The sequence below is a fragment of the Tissierella sp. genome (genome assembly GCF_032104385.1).
In the GTDB taxonomy this organism is placed as follows: domain Bacteria; phylum Bacillota; class Clostridia; order Tissierellales; family Tissierellaceae; genus Tissierella.
On record NZ_DAMCHJ010000003.1, the window covers coordinates 15,462 to 36,524 of the forward strand.

23 protein-coding genes and 1 tRNA gene are annotated in these 21,063 nt (G+C 30.2%); all 24 read left to right on the forward strand.

What is annotated here, in order from left to right; all coding sequences use genetic code 11:
- The first annotated feature begins 3 nt into the window (after positions 1-3).
- The 24 genes from RT714_RS03950 (at position 4) to RT714_RS04065 (ending at position 20,986) form a co-directional block, all read left to right on the forward strand.
- The gene (locus tag RT714_RS03950; protein WP_313756299.1) at positions 4-654 is read left to right on the forward strand and encodes a lytic transglycosylase domain-containing protein; all 651 of its coding nucleotides are present in this window, start codon (positions 4-6) and stop codon (positions 652-654) included.
- 15 nt (positions 655-669) lie between these two features.
- Entirely contained in the window at positions 670-2,406 is a 1,737-nt protein-coding gene (locus tag RT714_RS03955; RefSeq protein ID WP_313756300.1) for a peptide ABC transporter substrate-binding protein, read from the forward strand.
- A 54-nt stretch (positions 2,407-2,460) separates the two neighbouring features.
- Positions 2,461-2,548: transfer RNA gene (locus tag RT714_RS03960), tRNA-Leu, on the forward strand.
- A 143-nt stretch (positions 2,549-2,691) separates the two neighbouring features.
- Positions 2,692-3,210: an adenine phosphoribosyltransferase gene (locus tag RT714_RS03965; protein WP_313756301.1), complete on the forward strand. Its 519-nt coding sequence runs from the start codon at positions 2,692-2,694 to the stop codon at positions 3,208-3,210.
- A 440-nt stretch (positions 3,211-3,650) separates the two neighbouring features.
- The gene (rsxC, locus tag RT714_RS03970) at positions 3,651-4,979 is read left to right on the forward strand and encodes an electron transport complex subunit RsxC (protein ID WP_313756302.1); all 1,329 of its coding nucleotides are present in this window, start codon (positions 3,651-3,653) and stop codon (positions 4,977-4,979) included.
- Positions 4,980-4,997: 18 nt separating this feature from the next.
- The gene (locus RT714_RS03975; RefSeq protein WP_313756303.1) at positions 4,998-6,008 is read left to right on the forward strand and encodes an RnfABCDGE type electron transport complex subunit D; all 1,011 of its coding nucleotides are present in this window, start codon (positions 4,998-5,000) and stop codon (positions 6,006-6,008) included.
- Positions 6,009-6,554, forward strand: coding sequence for an RnfABCDGE type electron transport complex subunit G (locus RT714_RS03980; RefSeq protein WP_072971564.1), 546 nt, complete (start codon positions 6,009-6,011; stop codon positions 6,552-6,554).
- A 20-nt stretch (positions 6,555-6,574) separates the two neighbouring features.
- Positions 6,575-7,180: an electron transport complex subunit RsxE gene (gene rsxE / locus RT714_RS03985; protein ID WP_072971567.1), complete on the forward strand. Its 606-nt coding sequence runs from the start codon at positions 6,575-6,577 to the stop codon at positions 7,178-7,180.
- A gap of 17 nt (positions 7,181-7,197) precedes the next feature.
- The gene (gene rsxA, locus RT714_RS03990) at positions 7,198-7,770 is read left to right on the forward strand and encodes an electron transport complex subunit RsxA (protein WP_072971569.1); all 573 of its coding nucleotides are present in this window, start codon (positions 7,198-7,200) and stop codon (positions 7,768-7,770) included.
- 10 nt (positions 7,771-7,780) lie between these two features.
- The gene (gene rnfB, locus RT714_RS03995; RefSeq protein ID WP_313756304.1) at positions 7,781-8,590 is read left to right on the forward strand and encodes an RnfABCDGE type electron transport complex subunit B; all 810 of its coding nucleotides are present in this window, start codon (positions 7,781-7,783) and stop codon (positions 8,588-8,590) included.
- 112 nt (positions 8,591-8,702) lie between these two features.
- Complete coding sequence (locus RT714_RS04000; RefSeq protein WP_313756305.1) at positions 8,703-9,101, forward strand: NusG domain II-containing protein; 399 nt, start codon at positions 8,703-8,705, stop codon at positions 9,099-9,101.
- Between the two features lie 14 nt (positions 9,102-9,115).
- A complete protein-coding gene (locus RT714_RS04005) occupies positions 9,116-9,631 on the forward strand; it encodes a Gx transporter family protein (RefSeq protein ID WP_313756306.1) in 516 nt (171 codons plus the stop codon).
- Between the two features lie 13 nt (positions 9,632-9,644).
- Positions 9,645-10,226 carry a Maf family protein gene (locus RT714_RS04010; protein WP_313756307.1) on the forward strand — a complete coding sequence of 194 codons (582 nt, stop codon included), beginning with the start codon at positions 9,645-9,647 and terminating at the stop codon, positions 10,224-10,226.
- Positions 10,227-10,242: 16 nt separating this feature from the next.
- The gene (gene radC / locus RT714_RS04015; RefSeq protein ID WP_313756308.1) at positions 10,243-10,950 is read left to right on the forward strand and encodes a DNA repair protein RadC; all 708 of its coding nucleotides are present in this window, start codon (positions 10,243-10,245) and stop codon (positions 10,948-10,950) included.
- 26 nt (positions 10,951-10,976) lie between these two features.
- The gene (locus tag RT714_RS04020; protein WP_313756309.1) at positions 10,977-12,008 is read left to right on the forward strand and encodes a rod shape-determining protein; all 1,032 of its coding nucleotides are present in this window, start codon (positions 10,977-10,979) and stop codon (positions 12,006-12,008) included.
- Positions 12,009-12,019: 11 nt separating this feature from the next.
- Positions 12,020-12,856, forward strand: a complete 837-nt coding sequence (mreC, locus tag RT714_RS04025) for a rod shape-determining protein MreC (protein ID WP_313756310.1) — start codon at positions 12,020-12,022, stop codon at positions 12,854-12,856.
- A 15-nt stretch (positions 12,857-12,871) separates the two neighbouring features.
- Positions 12,872-13,372, forward strand: coding sequence for a rod shape-determining protein MreD (mreD, locus tag RT714_RS04030; protein WP_313756311.1), 501 nt, complete (start codon positions 12,872-12,874; stop codon positions 13,370-13,372).
- Positions 13,373-13,383: 11 nt separating this feature from the next.
- The gene (locus RT714_RS04035; RefSeq protein ID WP_313756312.1) at positions 13,384-16,722 is read left to right on the forward strand and encodes a penicillin-binding transpeptidase domain-containing protein; all 3,339 of its coding nucleotides are present in this window, start codon (positions 13,384-13,386) and stop codon (positions 16,720-16,722) included.
- Positions 16,723-16,765: 43 nt separating this feature from the next.
- Positions 16,766-17,437 carry a septum site-determining protein MinC gene (locus RT714_RS04040; RefSeq protein WP_313756633.1) on the forward strand — a complete coding sequence of 224 codons (672 nt, stop codon included), beginning with the start codon at positions 16,766-16,768 and terminating at the stop codon, positions 17,435-17,437.
- A 33-nt stretch (positions 17,438-17,470) separates the two neighbouring features.
- Positions 17,471-18,268, forward strand: coding sequence for a septum site-determining protein MinD (minD, locus tag RT714_RS04045; protein ID WP_072972844.1), 798 nt, complete (start codon positions 17,471-17,473; stop codon positions 18,266-18,268).
- An 11-nt stretch (positions 18,269-18,279) separates the two neighbouring features.
- Positions 18,280-18,558, forward strand: coding sequence for a cell division topological specificity factor MinE (minE, locus tag RT714_RS04050; RefSeq protein WP_313756313.1), 279 nt, complete (start codon positions 18,280-18,282; stop codon positions 18,556-18,558).
- A 114-nt stretch (positions 18,559-18,672) separates the two neighbouring features.
- Positions 18,673-19,479 carry an FMN-binding protein gene (locus tag RT714_RS04055; protein WP_313756314.1) on the forward strand — a complete coding sequence of 269 codons (807 nt, stop codon included), beginning with the start codon at positions 18,673-18,675 and terminating at the stop codon, positions 19,477-19,479.
- A 57-nt stretch (positions 19,480-19,536) separates the two neighbouring features.
- Positions 19,537-20,631 carry an FAD:protein FMN transferase gene (locus RT714_RS04060; RefSeq protein ID WP_313756315.1) on the forward strand — a complete coding sequence of 365 codons (1,095 nt, stop codon included), beginning with the start codon at positions 19,537-19,539 and terminating at the stop codon, positions 20,629-20,631.
- 58 nt (positions 20,632-20,689) lie between these two features.
- The gene (locus tag RT714_RS04065; protein ID WP_313756316.1) at positions 20,690-20,986 is read left to right on the forward strand and encodes a hypothetical protein; all 297 of its coding nucleotides are present in this window, start codon (positions 20,690-20,692) and stop codon (positions 20,984-20,986) included.
- Positions 20,987-21,063: the final 77 nt, after the last annotated feature.

Sequence of the window (21,063 nt, forward strand, 5' to 3'; positions counted from 1 at the left end):
CTATTGTTTAAAATAATAAAAGAAATTAAAAAGCTTATTATATTAACTACTTTTCTGTTCTTGATAATTGTTGTAGGACTTACTTTTTTAACTATAAGGTACCCTATAGGATATAAGAATATTATAGTAAAATATTCTAAGGAATATAAGTTAGATCCATATTTAGTAGCTTCAATAATAAATGTTGAAAGTAAATATGATAAAGACGCTATATCTCAGAAAAATGCCAGAGGGCTGATGCAAATATCACCTTCTACAGGAAAATGGGCTAGTGAGGTTTTGAAAATAGAAAATTATAGTGAAGATATATTATTTGAACCTGAAATAAATATAAAAATAGGTACTTGGTATCTTAGTACTTTATTTAAAGAGTTTAATGATAATGTGGATTCTGTATTAGCAGCATATAATGCAGGAAGTGGAAATGTAAGTAAGTGGTTAAATGATGAAGAATATAGTTGTGATAATAATACCCTGTCAATGATTCCTTATAAAGAAACAGAAGACTATTTAGTAAGAGTTAAGAAAAGCTATAATGTATATAGTAAAATATATAAACAATATATAATGAATTCAAAGGGTAGTGATTCTTTTTATATAAATATACTGAATAATATTAGAAAAATTATAAAAGAAATAATAAGAAGTGTATAATAAGGTGGAATAAAAATGAACTTAAAAAAATTCTGGTATTTAACTCTAATTACTTTGATAATGATTGTAATGATAGGCTGTGATAAAAATGATTTAACTATAGAAAATGATACTAATAGTGAAAATAAAGATGAAGTTGTGGAATATACTCCAGAGGAGGGGGGGCAAATAATTGTTCCTCTAACTAATTTTAACACATTAAATCCGTTAATTACGGAAAATAGTAGTTATTATTTTCTATCTAAGTTAATTTTTGAGGGTTTGTTTGAGTTTGATAAAGATTTAAATGTAAAAAATCAATTAGCGGAGTCTTACAATATAAAGGACGATGGTAGAATCATCGAAATTAAACTAAAAAACAATATTTTTTGGCATGATGGTGAGAGATTTAAACCAGAAGATGTAGTTTTTACAGTAAATACTATTAAATATGCTAGTGCTGATAGTACGTATAAGCAAATGTTTACAAATTCTATAGGTTCAAGGGTTATGTCCGATACAAGAAAGATATTAGACGTAAGTATCAAAGATAGTGATAGCATAGTAATTACATTTGATAAAGGATTTAGCAATAATCTTGAAGTGCTGACTTTTCCTATAATACCAAAACATATTTTTACTTCAGGGAAAGCTGGTAATAATTATTTTGCTAAAGCATTAGAAACAAGTAATTATAGACCGATAGGGACAGGTCCGTTTAAATTTGAAAGTTATGAAAATATGAAGGAAATAAGATTATCTGCTAATGATAAATATAGGGATGGCAAACCGTATATTAATGAGATAATAGGAAGAGTATTGGAAAATGAAGAAGATATTTTAACAGCATTTGAAACAGGACAGATAAATATAGCTACAACAGTAGACGTTGATTGGGATAAATATAGTCAAAATAGTAGGATTAAATCATTGGAATTTGTATCTGGAAACTATGAGTTTTTAGGTTTTAATTTTAGAAAGGAATTATTTTCAGGAGAAAAAGGACAAGGATTAAGACGGGCTATGGCTTATGGGATAAATAGACAATCAATTATTCAGAAACTTTATCTAGGACATGGAACTCAAATAGATGTTCCAGTTCATCCAGACTCTTGGTTATTATCTGAAAAAGCAAATACCTTTGGTTATAATTTAGAATTAGCAAAAGAAGAATTAAAAAAAATAGGATGGAAAGATATTAATGAAGATGGATTTTTAGAAGATGAAAATGGTAAGACTATTTCAATTAAAATTTTAACTAATTCATATAATTTGATGAGGTTTAGAACTGCAGAGATGATAAAGGATGATTTGAAAAAATTAGGGATTAATGCTACTATTTATCCAGAGAATAAGAAACAAGATAATATTACTATAGAAGATATTAAGAAACAATGGACAGAAATAAATCAATTTATAAATGGGAGTGACTATGATATAGCCATTCTTGGCTGGCAGTTATCTGTAATACCTGATTTGTCCTTTGCTTTTCATAGTTCACAAATCCCATATAATACAAACTTTATTAGATATTCTAATGAAAATATGGATAAATTACTTCAAAATACTTTTTTAGTGACAACTAGAGAAGAAAAGTTAAAGGCATATGATGAACTGCAAGGTTTTATAGTTGAGGATTTACCTTATTTAAGTTTATTCTTTAAAAATAAAGCATTATTAATTGATAATAAAATAATAGGGGATTTTGAACCAACTTTCTTTAATATATATAAAGGTATAGAAAAATGTTATATACCTAAGAGTTTACAATAAATTTGATATTGTAAAAATTCTAGATATGTAGTAAAATGTACTGGTAATTTAATTGCAGAGGTGGCGGAACAGGTAGACGCAATAGTTTGAGGGGCTATTAGTGGGAAACACTGTGAGAGTTCGAGTCTCTTCCTCTGCACCAAACAAAAACCAATATATGAATAAAATAGAAGCGAATACCATTTTACATTTGAGTATTCGCTTTTTAAAATAAAAATAATAGAAAAAAATTCTAGATATGATAAACTAATATGGTAAATATATTAATAGAATGGGGAGATTTACTTGGAGCTTAAATCTAAAATAAGGATAATTGAGGATTTTCCTGAGAAAGGTATTAGTTTTAAGGATATAACAACTTTGCTAAAAGATGGTAAAGCCTTTAAAGATGTTATAGATAGGATAGTAGAAGATTTAAAAGGTAAGGAAATAGATTATATAGCTGGGCCAGAAGCTAGAGGGTTTGTAATTGGTTCAGCAGTTGCTTATGCCTTAGGAGTTGGATTTATTCCTATTAGGAAACCAGGCAAATTGCCGGCAGAAATAGTTAGTCATAAATATGAATTAGAATATGGTAGTAATACTTTAGAATTACATCTTGATGCAATTGAAAATGGCAAAAAGGTAGTTGTAGTAGACGATTTATTAGCAACAGGAGGGACTATATTATCTGTAATTAATTTAATAGAGTCTATTGGAGGAGAAGTAGTAGCATTAGAATTCTTGATTGAATTAGAATCTCTAAAAGGAAGAAAAAAACTACAAGATTATCATATAAATTCATTAGTTAAATATAATATATAAAGTATTATCGTAAGCATGAAAGTAAATATAAATTTTTTGTAACAATTTCTAAAAAAATAAAGTTTAGTTAAATATTGACAAACATTAGACAAATTGAAAATTTAGTGAATTCATTATAATTTTAACTAGTTAAAATTATTTCAGAAATTGAGAACATGTGTATAATCATTATAATCATGTTCTTTTATTATACCTATAATTACATTAAAGTTATGTCATGATAAATCTTTACTTGCTTTACTGAACAATAAATAAAATGCAAAAAATTACAGAAAAATTAACAATGATTGTGTACTAATTGACAGTCTTTTACAGGGAGCATTTGTGTACAATACAAGCTTTTAATGTTATAATGGAATAGGTTGTATGTTAGTTCAAATAAATTATGACTTAGATATTTAATGTAAATTATTAAAATATTAATAGAGAGGTGGAAGCGAATGAAACTTGATAATCTCACTTTTAAGGGTGGGGTAAATGTACCACATAACAAAGAGTTGACAGAAAAACAAGCTTTAGAATATGCAAAAGAACCAAGCATAGTATATATACCGTTGCACCAACATACAGGAGCACCTTGTGAAGCTATTGTTAATGTTGGGGATAGGGTTAAAGTAGGACAAAAAATTGGGGAGTCCCAAGCCTTTGTATCTGCACCGGTTCACTCTAGTATTGCTGGTACAGTAAAAAATATAACGACAATAACTACACCTACAGGAATAAGTTCTAAATGTATAGTTATTGAATCAGATGGTAGTAATGAAAAGGATGAAACGATTAAGCCTAAGGGAAACTTAGACAAGCTTTCTTCTAAAGAGATAATTGAAATTGTCAAAGAAGCGGGAATAACAGGTATGGGTGGAGCTGGGTTTCCTACTCATGTAAAATTATCACCACCACCTGATAAAACAATAGACACAGTTATTATTAACGGTGCAGAATGTGAGCCATTTCTAACTTCAGACCATAGATTAATGTTAGAAATGCCAGAAAAAGTTATATTTGGTTTAAGAGCAATAATGAAAGCATTAAATGTAGAAAAAGGGTTTATTGGAATTGAAAGCAATAAAATGGATGCTGTAAATGCATTGAATTCAGTAATTAAACCTGAATATAACATAGATATAGTTACTTTAAAAGTAAAATATCCGCAAGGTGATGAAAAAAGACTTATTAATGCTATTACTGGAAGAAAGGTGCCTTCTGGAGGATTGCCAATGGATGTTAGTTGTGTAGTAAATAATGTAAGTACAGCTAAAGCTATAGCAGAAGCCATATTAGAGGGTAAACCTTTATATGAAAGGGTCGTAACTGTTACAGGAAATGGGGTTAATAATCCAAAAAACCTTGTAGTGAAAATAGGAACACCATTTCAAGAAGTAATAGGCGAAGCTGGAGGATTTAACGGTGTACCAGGCAAAGTAATAATGGGTGGACCTATGATGGGATTAAGCCAATTTTCTACAGAGGTACCGGTAATTAAGGGTTCAGGAGGAATTCTTGTACTTACAGAGAAAGAAGCTCTCCCTGAAAAAGCTTCACCATGTATAAAATGTGGAAAATGTATAGATGCCTGTCCAGTACATTTACAACCCTTATTTATCTCAGCTTATGCTCTTAAAAAGGACTTTCAAGGGGCTGAGAAGTGTGGAGTTTTAGATTGTGTAGAATGTGGTTCATGTTCTTTTATATGTCCTGCAAAGCGACCATTGGTAGAATCTATAAGATTTGCAAAAAGAGAAGTCCTTTCTAAAAGAAAAAAATCATAGTAGTTAGGAGGAAATTTAATGGAAGGTAAAGTGATAAATACTACAAAGACAGATTCATCAATCTCAGAGATGTTGATAGTATCTTCTTCACCTCATATTAGATCTAATGAATCTGTTAAGAGGATAATGTTAGATGTAATAATAGCTTTAATACCAGCAATAATTGGCTCAGTTTATTTTTTTGGGCTTAATGCATTAAAACTAATATTAATATCTATATCATCAGCTGTATTTTTTGAAGCAGCGATACAAAAATTATTTAAAAAGGAAATTACTATAAATGATTATAGTGCAGTAATAACAGGTATTTTAATAGCTTTTAATTTACCAGCTAACGCTCCTTGGTGGATTCCAGTATTTGGTTCTGGATTTGCTATTATTGTTGTAAAACAATGTTTTGGTGGAATAGGTTGTAATTTTATGAATCCAGCATTAGCAGCGAGAGCTGTACTACTTGCTTCATGGCCAGATATAATGGCTAATTATGTATTGCCAGGTGCAGATGCAGTAACTGGAGCAACTCCATTAGCCATTATGAAATATGGTGCAGCAGATGCAGGAGCTTCTGCCACAGTGTCAGAAGCAGCAGCAAAATTGCCATCATTGATGGATATGTTTCTTGGAAATATAGGAGGGGCAATTGGAGAAACTTCTACATTATTGTTACTTATAGGTGCATTATATTTAATAATTAGAAAAGTTATAAATTGGAAAATTCCAGTTGTTTATATAGGCACAACAACCATATTATTATTAGTATTAGGTGTTGAAACAAATCAACTTATATATCATATTTTAGGTGGAGGATTAATACTAGGGGCATTTTTTATGGCAACAGATTATTCAACTACCCCTGTCACACCTCTTGGTCAAATAATATTTGGATTAGGTGCTGGAGTTTTAACTGCTATTATTAGGGTAAAGGGAGGATTCCCCGAAGGTGTTTCATATTCAATTCTTTTAATGAATGTTGCAAGCCCACTAATAGAGAAATTTACTGCACCAAAGATATTTGGGAGGGCGAAATAAATGAAAGAAACTATAAAATTAGGAATGATATTATTTTTAATAACAGTAATATCAGCTGGGGTTTTAGCTGTATCAAATAATTTAACTAAAGGAAAGATTGCTGAAATAGAAATGGCAGGAAGTATTGGTGCGTTAAAAGAGATATTTGGAGAAGAATATAGCTTTAAACCTTTAGATGAGGAAAAAATTAATGAAATTACTGAGTCGAACTCATCAGTAATAGAAATATTTGAAGCTTATGATGGTGAAAATTTATATGGATATGCTATAAAGACAAAATCTAGCGGATTTGGTGGAGATCTTGTTACATTAACTGGATTTGCAAGTGATGGAAATGTAATGGGGATGAGGTTATTAGAACACTCAGAGACTCCAGGGATAGGTGCTAAAGCAGCAGAGGCAGACTTTTCAGATAAATTTGTGGGAAAAGGTGCATCAGAGGAAATAAAAGTTGAAGCTATATCTGGAGCTACCATAACTTCTAAGGGTGTTATGGCTGGGGTAAATATAGCTAGAGAAGTATTTAATACAGAACTTTCAAATTAGTGTGAGTGGAGGTGTAAAGAATGAAATTATCTAAAATATTTAAAAATGGTATTGTTAATGATAATCCTACATTTGTACAATTAATAGGTATGTGTTCAACATTGGCTGTTTCAACAAGTGTTGAAAATAGTATAGCTATGGGATTAGCAGTAATTGCTGTATTAGTAGGTTCGAACTTAGTAATATCCTTACTTCGAAATGTAATTCCTAATAAAATTCGTATTCCAGCATTTGTTGTGGTAATAGCAACTTTTGTTACTATAATTGAGATGTTTATGAAGGCTTATGCTCAACCTATTTATCAATCATTAGGTATATTCCTTCCATTAATAGTAGTAAACTGTATAATACTTGCTCGTGCAGAAGCTTTTGCATTTAAAAATGGTATTATACCTTCAATAATAGATGGACTTGGAATGGGGCTTGGATATACTATTGCACTTGTTATTCTAGGAGCCATAAGGGAAATATTTGGTGCTGGAACTTTTTTGGGGAAACAATTATTTGGTGCTAATTTCCAGCCAGCAGGTATATTAATAGCACCCCCAGGAGCATTTATTGTACTTGGATTATTAATAGGTATCTTTAACGTAATTAGAAGGAAAAAAGCTTCTAGCGAAATTTAAATAAGGAGGAAAATAAAATGAGCATACCAGCTATATTAATTAGTACGATTTTTGTAAATAACTATGTATTAGCTCGTTTCCTAGGGATTTGTCCATTTCTTGGAGTATCAAACAAGATGGAAACTGCAACAGGCATGGGTGCCGCTGTAACCTTCGTAGTTACATTATCGTCTATAATTACTTATTTTATACACAAACATATTTTATATACATTGAAACTTGAATATCTACAAACTATTGTATTTATATTGGTTATAGCAGCATTAGTTCAATTTGTTGAATTAGCAATGAAAAAAATATCGCCTACATTATATAATGCATTGGGAGTTTATTTACCATTAATTACTACAAACTGTGTAGTATTAGGTGTAGCAATCCTAAATATAAAAGAAGGCTATGATTTATTAAGAACTATTTTTAATGCAATAGGATCTTCAGTTGGATTTACATTAGCTTTAGTACTTATATCAGGTATTAGAGAGAAACTCGAATTAGCTGATGTCCCTGAGGCTTTAAAAGGCTTCCCTATAGCTTTAATTACTGCAGGATTGATGTCTATAGCCTTTTTAGGTTTTAATGGACTTGTTTAGGAGGGAGAATATGATTGATATATTAAAACCAGTTTTAGTATTAGGTGGATTAGGACTTGCATTTGGGATACTTCTGTCCATTGCATCTAATGTTTTTGCAGTAGAAGTTGATCCAAAGGTAGAAAAGGTTAGGTCTGTACTACCTGGAGCTAACTGTGGGGCATGTGGATTTCCAGGATGTGATGGTTTAGCAAATGCAATAGCAGGTGGAAATGCACCCGTCAATGCTTGTAGTGTCGGAGGGAAGCCAGTTGCTGAAAAGATAGCAGATATTATGGGAGTCAATGCTGCAAATGTAGATAAGAAGGTTGCTACAGTTCTTTGCCAAGGTAATTGTAATAATGCAAAAGAAAAATATAAATATGAAGGTATTAAGGACTGTAGAGCGGCTAATATTTTACAAGGTGGCAGTAAAGCTTGTTCATATGGATGCTTAGGTTGTGGAACTTGTAAAGAAGTTTGTGCTTTTGGTGCAATTGAGATAGTTGATGGGGTAGCTTTTATAGATAAAGACAAATGTACATCTTGTATGAAATGTATTGAAGTATGTCCTAAATCTATTATTGAGTTAGTTCCATATGATAATCAATTTGTTGTAAAATGTAAGAGCAACGATTCTGGTAAAGAAGTAAGAGGTAAATGTAGTATTGGATGTATAGGGTGTCAGATATGTGTTAAAAATTGTCCAGAAGGGGCATTTAGTTTTGAAAATAATTTAGCAAAAATTAACTATGAGAAATGTGTAAATTGTGGAATATGTGCTGAAAAATGTCCTACTAAGGCTATACACGCCAATTTAGCTAAGGATGTAGCAATTTAATATTTAAGAGCCTATAAGGCTCTTTTCTTTTTATTAAATTGTAACTTGTAAATAAAAAATATAAATGGTAAACTAATAATGTATGAAATTAGCTTAATAATGTAAATGAAGGATGGTTAGATTGACAAAGGGTGATAAACTTTTAATAATCATTATTATATTGATTAGTTTAGTTTCTTTAGGTTTTATTAAGAATAATGCAATTAATCATAAAGAAAAATATATTAGTATTCAAGTAGACGGTAAAGAGTATAAAAAGATAATATTTGATAAATCAGTAATAGGAAAAACCATACCTATTGAAACTAAATTTGGATATAATTTGGTCGAAATAGGAGAGGACAAGGTCAGAGTAATAGAGGCAGATTGTCCAGATAAAATAGATGTGTTACAGGGATATATCTCTAAACCAGGTGAAATTATAGTATGTTTACCAAATAAGCTGGTAATAGAGATAAAAGGAATAGATAAATCCAAAGAAAAAAAAGAAATTGATTATATAAGTCATTAAGGATGATAGAAATAATGAAAAAATTAAATAAAATAATATTTTTATCCCTATTAACATCCATAGGTCTTGCTTTATCAGTTTTAGAATCAACGATTCCTTTGCCAATAGCAGTACCTGGTGCTAAACTAGGGCTTTCTAATATGGTTATTTTAGTTTCTTTAGTTATATTTGGATTTAAAGAAGCATTTGTAGTAGGTGTACTAAAAAGCATAGTACTTGTGCTTATAACTGGTAGTATATCTAGTCTTATCTATAGTCTTTCAGGCTCCATACTATCTTGTATAATTATGTTTATTATATATAAATACTTTACTAAGTTTTTTAGTCTTATAGGGGTAAGTATATTTGGAGCAGTAGCTCATAATATTGCTCAAGTTAGTGTAGCTTCGGCTATGATGTATAACTATAAGATATATTCTTACTTGCCAATTCTTTTGCTTATGAGTTTGTTTACTGGATATTTTGTGGGTCTTTCGTCAATGTATATATCTAAAGGTTTGAAAAGAACTTTAAGTTCATATTTTAGATAAGTAAGGAGATAATATGGAAAAGATAATATTAGCATCTTCTTCTCCGAGAAGAAAAGAGATTTTAAATAGATATAATTTAGAACCAATAATATTTGGTGCCCAAATTGAAGAAAAAGTAACAAAAGGTGAATTTCCAGAACAAGTAGCAATGTCTTTAGCATTTGAGAAATCCTTTTGGGTAAGCAAACATTTTAATAAAGATGAAATCATCATTGGTGCTGATACAATAGTAGTTTTAGAAGATATAATACTAGGTAAGCCAAAAGATGAAAAAGATGCGTTTGAAATTTTATCTTTTTTAAGTGGAAAAGACCATAGTGTAATTACTGGTATTTGTATCATGAAAGCAAATACCAATATAAAAATAATAGATTATGAAAGTACAACAGTTAGATTTAGACATTTATCTGAGGAAACAATAACAAGATACATTCGTACAAAAGAACCTATGGACAAGTCAGGAGCCTATGGAATTCAAGGATATGGTCAGATTTTAGTTGAAAAAATAGATGGATGTTATTCTAATGTGGTGGGCTTGCCTCTTGCAAAGCTTGACTACTTATTAAATAAGTTTTTTAATGTAGAAATATTATAGATAAGTAGGTGGAGGTATGGATATTAATTTGGAAATTCAAAGGAATTACACTATTAAAGAACTTCCGATGACTGAAAGACCAAGAGAAAAGCTTTATAGTCATGGACCTGGAGCATTATCAAATGAAGAATTATTAGCCATTATAATTAGAACAGGTAATAAAGATGATTCAGCCATAGACTTAGCTAGAAAAATTTTAAGTAAAGACAATAGGGGATTGGTATATTTAAGAGACACTACAATTCAGGAATTAATGGAAACTAAAGGGGTAGGTGAATGTAAGGCAGCTCAAATATTAGCAGCTATAGAAATAGGTAAGAGAATAAATTTTAGGGAAGCTTTATCCAAGGTTAAGATAACTGAACCTAGTACCATAGCAAATCTATATATGGATGAAATGAGATATTTACAAAAAGAACATTTTAGAATTGTGCTATTGGATACAAAGAATCAAATAATTGTAACAGAAGAAATTTCAGTGGGGACATTAAATGCCTCCATAGTACATCCTAGAGATGTTTTTAAGGCGGCTATAAAAAGAAATTCTAATTCTATGATTTTGATACATAATCATCCTAGTGGTGATCCTGCTCCAAGCAATGAAGACATAAATATAACTAATCGTTTGGTAGATGCTGGAAATTTAATTGGAATAAAGGTGTTAGATCATATAATAATTGGAGATAATAGATATATAAGTTTTAAAGAGAAAAATCTAATTTAAGTTTTATTAAGGAAGGAGCAAATAGTATGGGATTATTAAGTGGATTTGTAAAAGATATGGGTATAGATTTAGGAACAGCAAATACATTGGTTTATATAAAAGGTAGAGGAATTGTGGCAAGGGAGCCTTCCGTTGTTGCTATACAAACTAATACTAAGCAGGTGCTGGCAGTTGGGGAAGAGGCAAAAAAGATGATAGGTAGAACACCTGGAAATATTGTAGCCATTAGACCTCTAAAAGATGGAGTAATAGCTGATTTTGATGTGACAAAAAATATGTTAAAATATTTCATAAGAAAGGCTACAAAGAAAAGAACTTTCCTTCAACCTAGGGTTGTAGTATGTGTTCCAAGTGGAGTTACAGAAGTTGAAAAAAGGGCAGTTGAAGAAGCAGCCATACATGCAGGTGCCAGAGATGCGTATTTAATTGAAGAGCCAATGGCAGCAGCTATTGGGGCAGGACTGCCTGTTCAAGAAGCAACTGGCTCTATGATAGTTGATATCGGTGGAGGTACTACTGAGGTAGCCATAATTTCATTAGGGGGTATAGTTACATCAAAGTCTATTAGAGTAGGTGGAGATGAGTTAGATGAATCTATAGTTAATTTTATTAAGAAAGAATATAGCTTAATGATAGGAGAACGTACGGCAGAAGAGGTTAAAATTACAATAGGTTCAGCTGACGGAAACTCAGAAATATCCACAATGGAAATTAGAGGAAGGGATATGATTAGTGGACTGCCAAAAACTAGAAGCATAAGTTCAAAAGAGATTTATGATGCAATGAAAGAACCAATTCATAGTATATTAGAAGCAATAAAATCCACATTAGAAAAAACTCCACCAGAATTAGCTTCAGATGTAATGGAGCAAGGTATAATGTTAACAGGAGGAGGAGCTCTTTTGGAAGGTTTAGATAGACTAATTATTGAAGAAACTGGTATGCCTGTTCATATTGCAGAAGAACCTTTAGACTGTGTTGCAATTGGTACAGGAAAGGCATTAGATAGTATAGAAATACTTAAAAAAACCATTTCAAATAATAAAAAAATAGGTTAAGTGGTGATATTATGTCTTTTTTCAATAAGAATAAAGAAAGAATGATGGTAACAGCTGTTGCTATCATTCTAATTGTTCTAATAGGAGTTACTAGTACTGAGCGAATAGCTTTGAGTAAGTTTGAAAAATTAGTTGGAAATATTTTTACTCCTATAGGAAGGGTATCTAATTCAATAGGTAAGGGGTTATCTGATTTTTTTAATAATATCAAAAACATTTCTAAATTAAAAGAAGAAAATGAAGAATTGAAGAAACAAGTTGCAAAATTAGAGGAAGAGAATAGAAATTATATAAATATCATAGGTAAAACTGATTATTTAAAAAATGAAATTAAGCTTTTAGATAAGACAAGCTTTAACCTAATTTCTGCTCAAGTAGTCGGAAAAGAACCTGGAAATTGGTTTGATAGATTTACCATAGATAAGGGTATTAAAGATGGAATAAAGAAGGGGAGTACTGTTATTCAAGGAATTGAGATGGAACAAAATACTATAATTGAAGGAATTGTAGGACGTGTAGTTGATGTAGGCGATAATTGGGCGAAAATAATTACTGTTGTAGATGAAATTAGCAGTATATCATTTAAAATTTTAAGAACTCAAGATGGCGGAATAATATCAGGTAGTATAGATGGAGAAGTTTCAGGATATCTATTTGACAATAAGGCAGATGTTATTAAGGGAGATAAATTATTTACCTCTGGACTTGGTGGTGTTTTTATCAAGGATATATATATTGGAGAGGTAGACGAAGTAGTTAGCGATGATGAAGATTTAATGAAGAAAATAAAGGTTAAACCAGCAATGAATTTTAAGAAATTATATAAAGTATTTGTAATATCTGATTAAGGTTGAGGGATGTTTATGACGGTGTTAATGATGATTTTAATAATTTTACTAAACTTTTTTTTACAAAGTGCTATACTTCCATATATTAATATCCTAGGGGTTGTACCCAATACAGCTCTTCTTATAGTGATATCAATAGCCTTATTTAAGGGAAGATATTATGGAGGATTTATAGGGCTTACAATAGGTCTTCTTCAAGATATTGTATTTAGCCCTACTATAGGTGTAAATGCATTTATATATTTCTTTATAGGATATTTAGTTGGGTCAATTGGGAATAAGTTAACAAAGGAAAATATCTTTATACCAATATTGCTTTCTACTCTTTGTACGATACTTTATAATTTTTCTTACTATGTATTTATGTTTTTCCTATCTCAAAATATTCCATTTTTATCATTTGCAAAAGATGTATTAATGATTGAAATTATATATAGCGGCATTTTATCTATTCCTATATACAAAATATTTTCTAAAGTTTTTATTGTTCCAAAAATAAGATTTGGAAATAGATAGAGGTGAAATGAATGAAGTGGTTAGAAAAAATATTCAATAGATATAATATTGTTACATATATTGTTATCTTACTTATGTTTGCATTATCATTTAGATTAGCAACCTTAACTATTGCCCAAGGCGATTATTATAGGGATATATCGGATAATAAGAGATTAAAGGAAATATATATTTCTGCACCTAGAGGAGAGATACGAGATAGATATGGAAGGCTTTTAGCAGGTAATAATCCTAGTTTTACTGTACAGATCTTAAAAGATGAATTAAATATAAAAGATAAAGAAAAGAAAAACACTGCTTTATTATCTCTAATTAGGTTGTTAGAAGAAGATGGAGTCAGTTATGTAGATGACTTTCCAATTAATTTGAATGTATTTAAATATAAAAATGTAGAGGATTATTTCAATCAGGAGATTATGCCAAATGATAAGGTTGTTGATATTATAATTAATCAAGGAATTTTGTCAGAGGTATTGCAAACCTCCTATATTCATAAAGAATATAAAGAACACTATAGATTTGCAACAGCTCAAAGAGCCATTAATGCATTAAAAAACAAGGGAATTGACGTACCTATAACTATAAAAGAGATTGGTGATACGATAGAAATAGTATATGGTTCCTCAGAAGATCTTAATAAATGGATGAATAATTATAAAATACCAAACAACTATTCACCAACTGATGCATTGATTAAATTAATAGATAATGACAGGACTATTATAAGGAAAATAATAGATCATCCTATTTCACGAAAATTGACATATGAGATTATGGAAAAAAAAGGATTATCTGATAATATCATTATGGAAGAATATTCTTTATCTTATGATGAAGAATATAAAAACCAAAAAAGAATTTTAATGAGTTCATACAAGGAAATAACAGAGAATACAACAGCTAAAGAAGACTTTATTACTATTGTTTCTAATTCATCTATTTACAATCTTTTAGAAAAGGTAGTAACTAAAGATAATCATAAGGGTAAAACTGAAATTTTAGTACCAGGGAAAATATTATTGGATATGGTATTAGAAAAAAATCCTAAAGTACCTATAAAGGTAGAATTAAGCGAAGATAGGGCTAATGTAATATATAAATATACAGGAAGCTCTAATATAGGTGATAAATCTCCAATAGAAATCTTATTAGAATACAGTAAAGAAACTGGTGTATTAGGAGATTTTATTACTGGTGACAATATAAAATCATTGGCACAAGAGCAACTTTTAGCAGATGGAATAAATACAAAAATTTCAATCGCAAATGATATTGAATATGTATTTATCAATAATAAGAAGAATTGGTATACTGATAATAAAGTAGATGAGAATAGCAGTACTAAAGAAGCTTTCGAGAGCTTGAAGAAAAAATATGAGATATCTAAGTATTTGAGTAACTATGAAGCGAGGGCTGTTTTATCATTATATGAATTACTTAATAAACAGGGGCACATGGCTTATCAACCTATAAATATTGCCTATGGAATACAAGATTCTACTGTAGCCAAAATTGAAGAAGGATTGGCAGAACTACCAGGAATACAAGTATCCATAGAGCCCGTAAGATATTATCCAGAGGGAACTACAGCAGCACATATATTAGGATATTTAGGAAAGATTAGCCAACCAAATGAAATAAAGAAATATGTAGATGAGAAAAAATATTCACCTAATGATATTATAGGGAAGTCTGGAATTGAGGAAAGTTTTGAGGATACTTTAAGAGGAGAAAATGGAATTAAACGAGTAGAGGTGGATGCAGTTGGAAATACAACAAATACCATTGATGAAAAAAAGCCTATTCCAGGAGATAATATTTACTTAACAATTGATTTGAATCTGCAAAAATTTGCTGAAAATGCTTTGAAAAAAACCTTAGAAAAGATACAGGTTGGTGGAGTTTATGATAGTACTTGGGGAGATTATAAATTCGGTATTAATAGGAAAAAAAACAGACCTTATAAAAATGCTACATCTGGTGCAGTAGTTGTCATAAATGTGAAGACAGGTGAAGTTTTAGCTAGTGTTAGTGAGCCTTCTTATGATCCTAATTTGTTTGCGACAGGGATATCTAATACAGATTGGATTAGTTTATTTCCTCAAAATGACAAAGATCCATTGGCACCAAGACCATTATACAATGTTGCTACCCAAACAGCTGTACAACCTGGTTCAACATTTAAGATGGTAACGGCCTTAGCAGCTTTAGATAAAGGACTAAGTCCTACTAAAGGGATAAGAGATATGGGTTATGTTGAATTAGGAAATTATCGTCCTGCCTGTTGGATATGGAATCAAAATAGAGGTACTCATGGATATGAAAACTTATATGAAGCCATTAGGGATTCTTGCAATTATTATTTTTATTCCTTGGCTTTTGGTAGGAATCCAAGAACTGGAGAGAATATAGGAGTTAAATTAGAGATAGAAGATATAGTAAATCTATCTAAACAATTAGGATTAAATGATAAAACCGGCATAGAAATAAATATACCAGCTGAGACTTCGGGGGGAGTACCAGATCCTCAAAGGAAAATAATTATTACCAAATCATTACTAAAGTCATATCTTCAAAAGAACATACGAAATTATTTGAAAAAGGATATAGTTTTAGATGATTATGATATTACAAATATCATAGAAGATATAGTTAGTTGGACAGAACTAGAGGAACCTTTGACTAGGGGAGAAGTTATTAGAAGATTAGAAGCTTTTGGTATTGAGCCAGAAAAAAAACTATCTGGTGAAAGAGAAGGGTTAGCAGATAAGATAAAATACACATATTTAAATCAAGCAGGCTGGAATATTTCAGATACATTGAATGTAACTATTGGGCAGGGTCAAAGTTCCTATACCCCTATGCAAATGGCGAACTATATAGCAACTATATCAAATGGTGGTTATAAACATGAGGTAACTTTAATTGATAATATTAAGAATTATAATAATTCAAAACTTTTATTTAATAATGAGTCTAAATCTGCAAGAATAGAATTAAATGATTATAATAATTTAGAGCATGTAAAAAAAGGGATGGCGTTGGTGTCTAGTGATGGTTCAATGAGAAGGGTATTTGGTAACTTTCCTGTTAAGGTAGGTTCAAAAACAGGTACTGCACAAAAATCAGGAATCAACCCTTATACAGGAGATACTTATGATGATTTTTCATGGTTTGTTGCTTTTGCACCTTATGATGATCCAGAGATTGCAGTGGCTTCAGTAATATTTCAAGGTGGTAGTGGAGGTTATGGTGCTCCTATGGTAAGAGATATTATAGCAGAATACTTAGGGTTAAATGCAATTGGTACAAAGGGAGCATTACCTTTTAAAAATAACTTGGTAGAATAAATGTGAATAGTTATTAAGGATTATAGTGGAGGTAATTTTGAAAGTGAAGGAAGAATTACTTAATTTTAGAGGTATAAAAGAAGGAATTTTTTTAGAAATTAGTGGTGATAATCTTTTATCTATTAAAGAAGAATTAGACAAAAAAATGAAAAAATCTTCTAAATTTTATTATGGGGCAAAACTTTTGGGTGTTAAATCTGAAAAATTATCTCCAGAGGATTTAATGGAGTTAAAGTTAATTTTGAAGTATAAGTATGATTTAATAGTTTCTCAAGAAGAACTTCCTAATCATGTATTAAATTCCTATTCACCTAAAGATGAAAATGAAAATGGAGATAGCATCATTAAGGATAATATTTTTTTTGAAGGTATTGAATGTGGTATGACAAAGTTTGTAAATGGTACACTAAGGTCTGGGCAAATTGTAGAATATGATGGTAATATAGTTATAATAGGAGATGTAAATCCAGGTGCAATCATAAAGGCTAGAGGAAATATAATAGTAGTGGGTAGCATTAAAGGAGTTGCTCATGCTGGATTTGATGGCAATTATAATGCTATAGTTGCATCCTATGATTTACAACCCACTCAATTAAGAATTGGAGATAAAATTTCCAGACCTCCAGATGAATGTATGGGAACATATGGAATTCCAGAGGTTGCCAAAATAAAGAATGGAGAAGTAGTGATCGAACCTTATTTACCTAAGAAATAATTAAAGGGAGGATAATAAATGGATAAAGAAAAACTGGGAACTGCTATAGTTATTACTTCAGGAAAGGGTGGAGTTGGGAAAACAACTACGTCTGCAAATATTGGGACAGGCTTAGCTATCTTAGGAAAATCCGTAGTAGTAGTTGATGCCGATATTGGATTGAGAAATTTAGATGTTGTTATGGGGTTAGAAAATAGGATAGTCTATGACATAGTAGATGTTGTAGAGAAAAACTGTAGATTGAAACAGGCTCTAATAAGGGATAAGAGACATGAAAAATTATATCTTTTACCAGCAGCACAAACCAAAGATAAGTCAGCCATAAGTCCAGAGCAAATGCTTGAATTAGTTAATGATTTAAAAAAGGAATTTGATTATATTATTATAGATTCTCCTGCAGGAATAGAGCAAGGTTTTCAAAATTCCATAGCTGGTGCTGATATAGCTTTAATAGTAACAACTCCTGAGATATCAGCTGTAAGAGATGCAGATAGAGTTATTGGATTACTAGAGTCTAAAGGCTTATATAATCCTAAACTAATAATTAATAGAATTAGACAGGAAATGGTTAAAAGAGGAGATATGATGAATATGGATGATATAATAGATATTTTAGCCATTGACCTTTTGGGAATTGTACCAGATGATGAAGCTATAGTTATATCTACAAACAAGGGAGAGCCAGTAGTAGGTGATGAAAAGGCATTATCAGGAAAGGCCTATAGAAATATAACTAGAAGGATAATAGGGGATGAAGTTGAGTTACTAAACCTAGATGTAAATGAAGAGGGGAAGTTGAGTAAAATCCTAAAATTATTATTTAGTAAATAGGGGGGAATTTCTTGGATCTTTTTAAAATGTTTGGTAAAAAAGAAGAAAAAAGTAAAAATGTTGCTAAGGAAAGGCTTAAATTGGTATTAGTTCATGATCGAGCAGATCTTTCACCTAAATTTTTAGATATGATTAAAGGTGATATTATTAGGGTAATATCTCAGTATGCAGATATTGATGAAGAAGGACTAGACATTAAGTTAACGAGAATGAAGAAGGATATGGATAGTTCTACTATTTCTGCTTTAGTGGCAAATATTCCCATAGTAAAAGTAAAAGATAATCAATAGCTATAGAAAAAGATTATAATATTAAATTAATTATTGCTATATTTTATATCATAAGATATACTAAATGGGTATAAAACAAATGAAAAATTATATTTAATTTACGGGGGGAAAAAAATGAAAAAAAGAATTATAGTTTTGATGTTATCATTAGCAGTGATGGTTACTATTTTTACTGGTTGTGGTAAGAAAGACAATACATTACCAATTGATGAAAGTAAACCAACTTCTAATACTACAACAGAAGAAGTAAAAGGTAATTTAGTTGATGGTATTTATTTAGTTAAAATGCCAGTTAGTGACCATGGAAATTATCCTATGGCAAAATTAGAAGTAAAGGATGGAGAAGTATTATCTTTAGACTATAATGAATATTTGGCAGATTCAGGAGAAGCTAAATCAGAATCAAACTATTCTTATGCAGATGGTCTTGCTGTAATTAAAGATTTAAATGCTCAATTTAATGATAAAAAGGATCTTGCAGTAGTAGATTTTGATGCAGTTTCTGGAGCGACTCATACAAAAGGTAGTTTCAAGGAAGTAACTCAAATGTTATTAGATAAAGCTGCCAAGGGAGAGGTATATACAAAATTATATAAAGATGGAGTTTATGAATCTAAAGCGAAGGAACCAAGTCACGGTTGGTTATCAGAAGTTAAAGTAAGAGTTCAAGATGGGCAAATAGTAGGTATTAATTATGTGGAAGTAGCAGTAGAAGATGCAGATGGAGTTAAAAAAGGCGACATAAAATCAACTGATAACTACTCTTATGCAGCTCCATTTGAGGTAATTCCTGCAGTTCAAAAATTAATTATCGATAATAATGGAACAGAAAATCTTAATCTTGATGGAATTACAGGAGCAACAAATACAAGAAATACTATTATAGAACTAGTAAATGAAGCATTAAGCTCAGCAAAATAAGAAAAATCAAACCCTAACTAAAAGTTAGGGTTTTTTCAAGTGATATGGAGTGATAAAATGAAAAAGATAAAGGATATTAGATTAATTATAATTTTAGCTTTAATAGTGGGTGTTACTGGATGTACAAATAAACATCAATCAAAGGACACAAAACTCCCTTCAGAGTCTAATTTAATATCTAAGACCGAGCCTATATCTAGGACAGAATTTCTTATGAATACAGTAATGACCATTAAAATATACGATAATAATGATGAAAGTATTTTAGATAAGGTATTTTCAAGATTAAAAGAGATAGAAAATAGGATGAGTGTTACATTAAATGGCAGTGATGTAAATAAAATAAATGAGAATGCAGGAATAAAACCTGTTACAATCAATGAAGATACTTATTTTGTAGTAAATAAGGCAAAGTATTATGCAGAGATTTCAGACGGTGCTTGTGATCCTACTATTGGACCTTTGGTAAATTTATGGAATATTTCATCAGGAGAAAAAAATAGAACATCTATACCAAAGTCTGAAGAAATAGAGGAAAAGAGATCCTATGTTAACTATAAGAACTTAGAATTATTAGATAATAATCAGGTGTTTTTAAAAGAAAGAAATATGAAGATAGATTTAGGTAGTATAGTAAAGGGCTATGCTGCTGATGAGGTAAGCAGGATATTAATAGAAAATGGAGTAAAGTCGGCTATAATTGATTTGGGTGGCAATATTTTCACTCATGGAGAAAAACAAGATGGCTCCTATTGGAATATTGGAATACAAGATCCATTTAAATTTACAGGAAACTATTTAGGAATACTTAAAGCAAAAAACAACTCAATAGTTACTTCTGGTGACTATGAAAGATTTTTTGAGTACAATGGAAAAAGATATCATCATATTTTGGATACTAAAACAGGATATCCTACAGAAAATGAACTTTCAGGTGTATGTATTATTTCTAACAAATCAATAGATGGTGACGCTTTATCTACAACATTATTTGTATTGGGTTTGGATAATGGAATAGATCTAGTAAATTCATTGGAATATGTAGAAGCCATATTTATCACAAAAGATAAATCTATTTATATAAGTGAAAATTTAAAAGATAAATTTACTTTAGGAAAAGAAAATACATCTTTTATTATAAAACAATATTAATTTGGTATAAAATCTACCTTAAATAAATAAAATACTATTAGTTGAGGTAGGTGATTATATGGATAGGGGAAAATATAAATTAAATAAGAGTTTTCTTAAAAATAATAAATACTATAATAAACTAGTAAACAGGATTATTTTTGTTTTAGTTATTTTATTAATTATTTTAGTAATAAAGATGATGAATAATAAGATATCCAATAGTATTATTAAAATTATCGAAAAAAATATATATTATGATTTTAGCATAGAAAAAGATGGAAAAATGGTAAAGGATTATTTAGTAAAAGTAGTAGATAGTTCTAAAGGAACTATAGAAGGATTAGTAGAACAATTTAGCAAAGATATAAACTAAATTAGAACCTCGGGGAATTCCCCGAGGTTCTAATTTGATAAGAAAATTTTCCTACTAATATCAATAGAAAAGTGATA

Excerpts from the sequence above, each read along its gene's own strand:
- RT714_RS03955 (WP_313756300.1), top strand. The coding sequence starts at position 670 with ATGAACTTAAAAAAATTCTGGTATTTAACTCTAATTACTTTGATAATG.
- rsxC (WP_313756302.1), top strand. The coding sequence starts at position 3,651 with ATGAAACTTGATAATCTCACTTTTAAGGGTGGGGTAAATGTACCACAT.
- RT714_RS03975 (WP_313756303.1), top strand. The coding sequence starts at position 4,998 with ATGGAAGGTAAAGTGATAAATACTACAAAGACAGATTCATCAATCTCA.
- RT714_RS03980 (WP_072971564.1), top strand. The coding sequence starts at position 6,009 with ATGAAAGAAACTATAAAATTAGGAATGATATTATTTTTAATAACAGTA.
- rsxE (WP_072971567.1), top strand. The coding sequence starts at position 6,575 with ATGAAATTATCTAAAATATTTAAAAATGGTATTGTTAATGATAATCCT.
- rsxA (WP_072971569.1), top strand. The coding sequence starts at position 7,198 with ATGAGCATACCAGCTATATTAATTAGTACGATTTTTGTAAATAACTAT.
- rnfB (WP_313756304.1), top strand. The coding sequence starts at position 7,781 with ATGATTGATATATTAAAACCAGTTTTAGTATTAGGTGGATTAGGACTT.
- RT714_RS04000 (WP_313756305.1), top strand. The coding sequence starts at position 8,703 with ATGGTTAGATTGACAAAGGGTGATAAACTTTTAATAATCATTATTATA.
- RT714_RS04005 (WP_313756306.1), top strand. The coding sequence starts at position 9,116 with ATGAAAAAATTAAATAAAATAATATTTTTATCCCTATTAACATCCATA.
- RT714_RS04010 (WP_313756307.1), top strand. The coding sequence starts at position 9,645 with ATGGAAAAGATAATATTAGCATCTTCTTCTCCGAGAAGAAAAGAGATT.
- radC (WP_313756308.1), top strand. The coding sequence starts at position 10,243 with ATGGATATTAATTTGGAAATTCAAAGGAATTACACTATTAAAGAACTT.
- RT714_RS04020 (WP_313756309.1), top strand. The coding sequence starts at position 10,977 with ATGGGATTATTAAGTGGATTTGTAAAAGATATGGGTATAGATTTAGGA.
- mreC (WP_313756310.1), top strand. The coding sequence starts at position 12,020 with ATGTCTTTTTTCAATAAGAATAAAGAAAGAATGATGGTAACAGCTGTT.
- mreD (WP_313756311.1), top strand. The coding sequence starts at position 12,872 with ATGACGGTGTTAATGATGATTTTAATAATTTTACTAAACTTTTTTTTA.
- RT714_RS04035 (WP_313756312.1), top strand. The coding sequence starts at position 13,384 with ATGAAGTGGTTAGAAAAAATATTCAATAGATATAATATTGTTACATAT.
- RT714_RS04055 (WP_313756314.1), top strand. The coding sequence starts at position 18,673 with ATGAAAAAAAGAATTATAGTTTTGATGTTATCATTAGCAGTGATGGTT.
- RT714_RS04060 (WP_313756315.1), top strand. The coding sequence starts at position 19,537 with ATGAAAAAGATAAAGGATATTAGATTAATTATAATTTTAGCTTTAATA.
- RT714_RS04065 (WP_313756316.1), top strand. The coding sequence starts at position 20,690 with ATGGATAGGGGAAAATATAAATTAAATAAGAGTTTTCTTAAAAATAAT.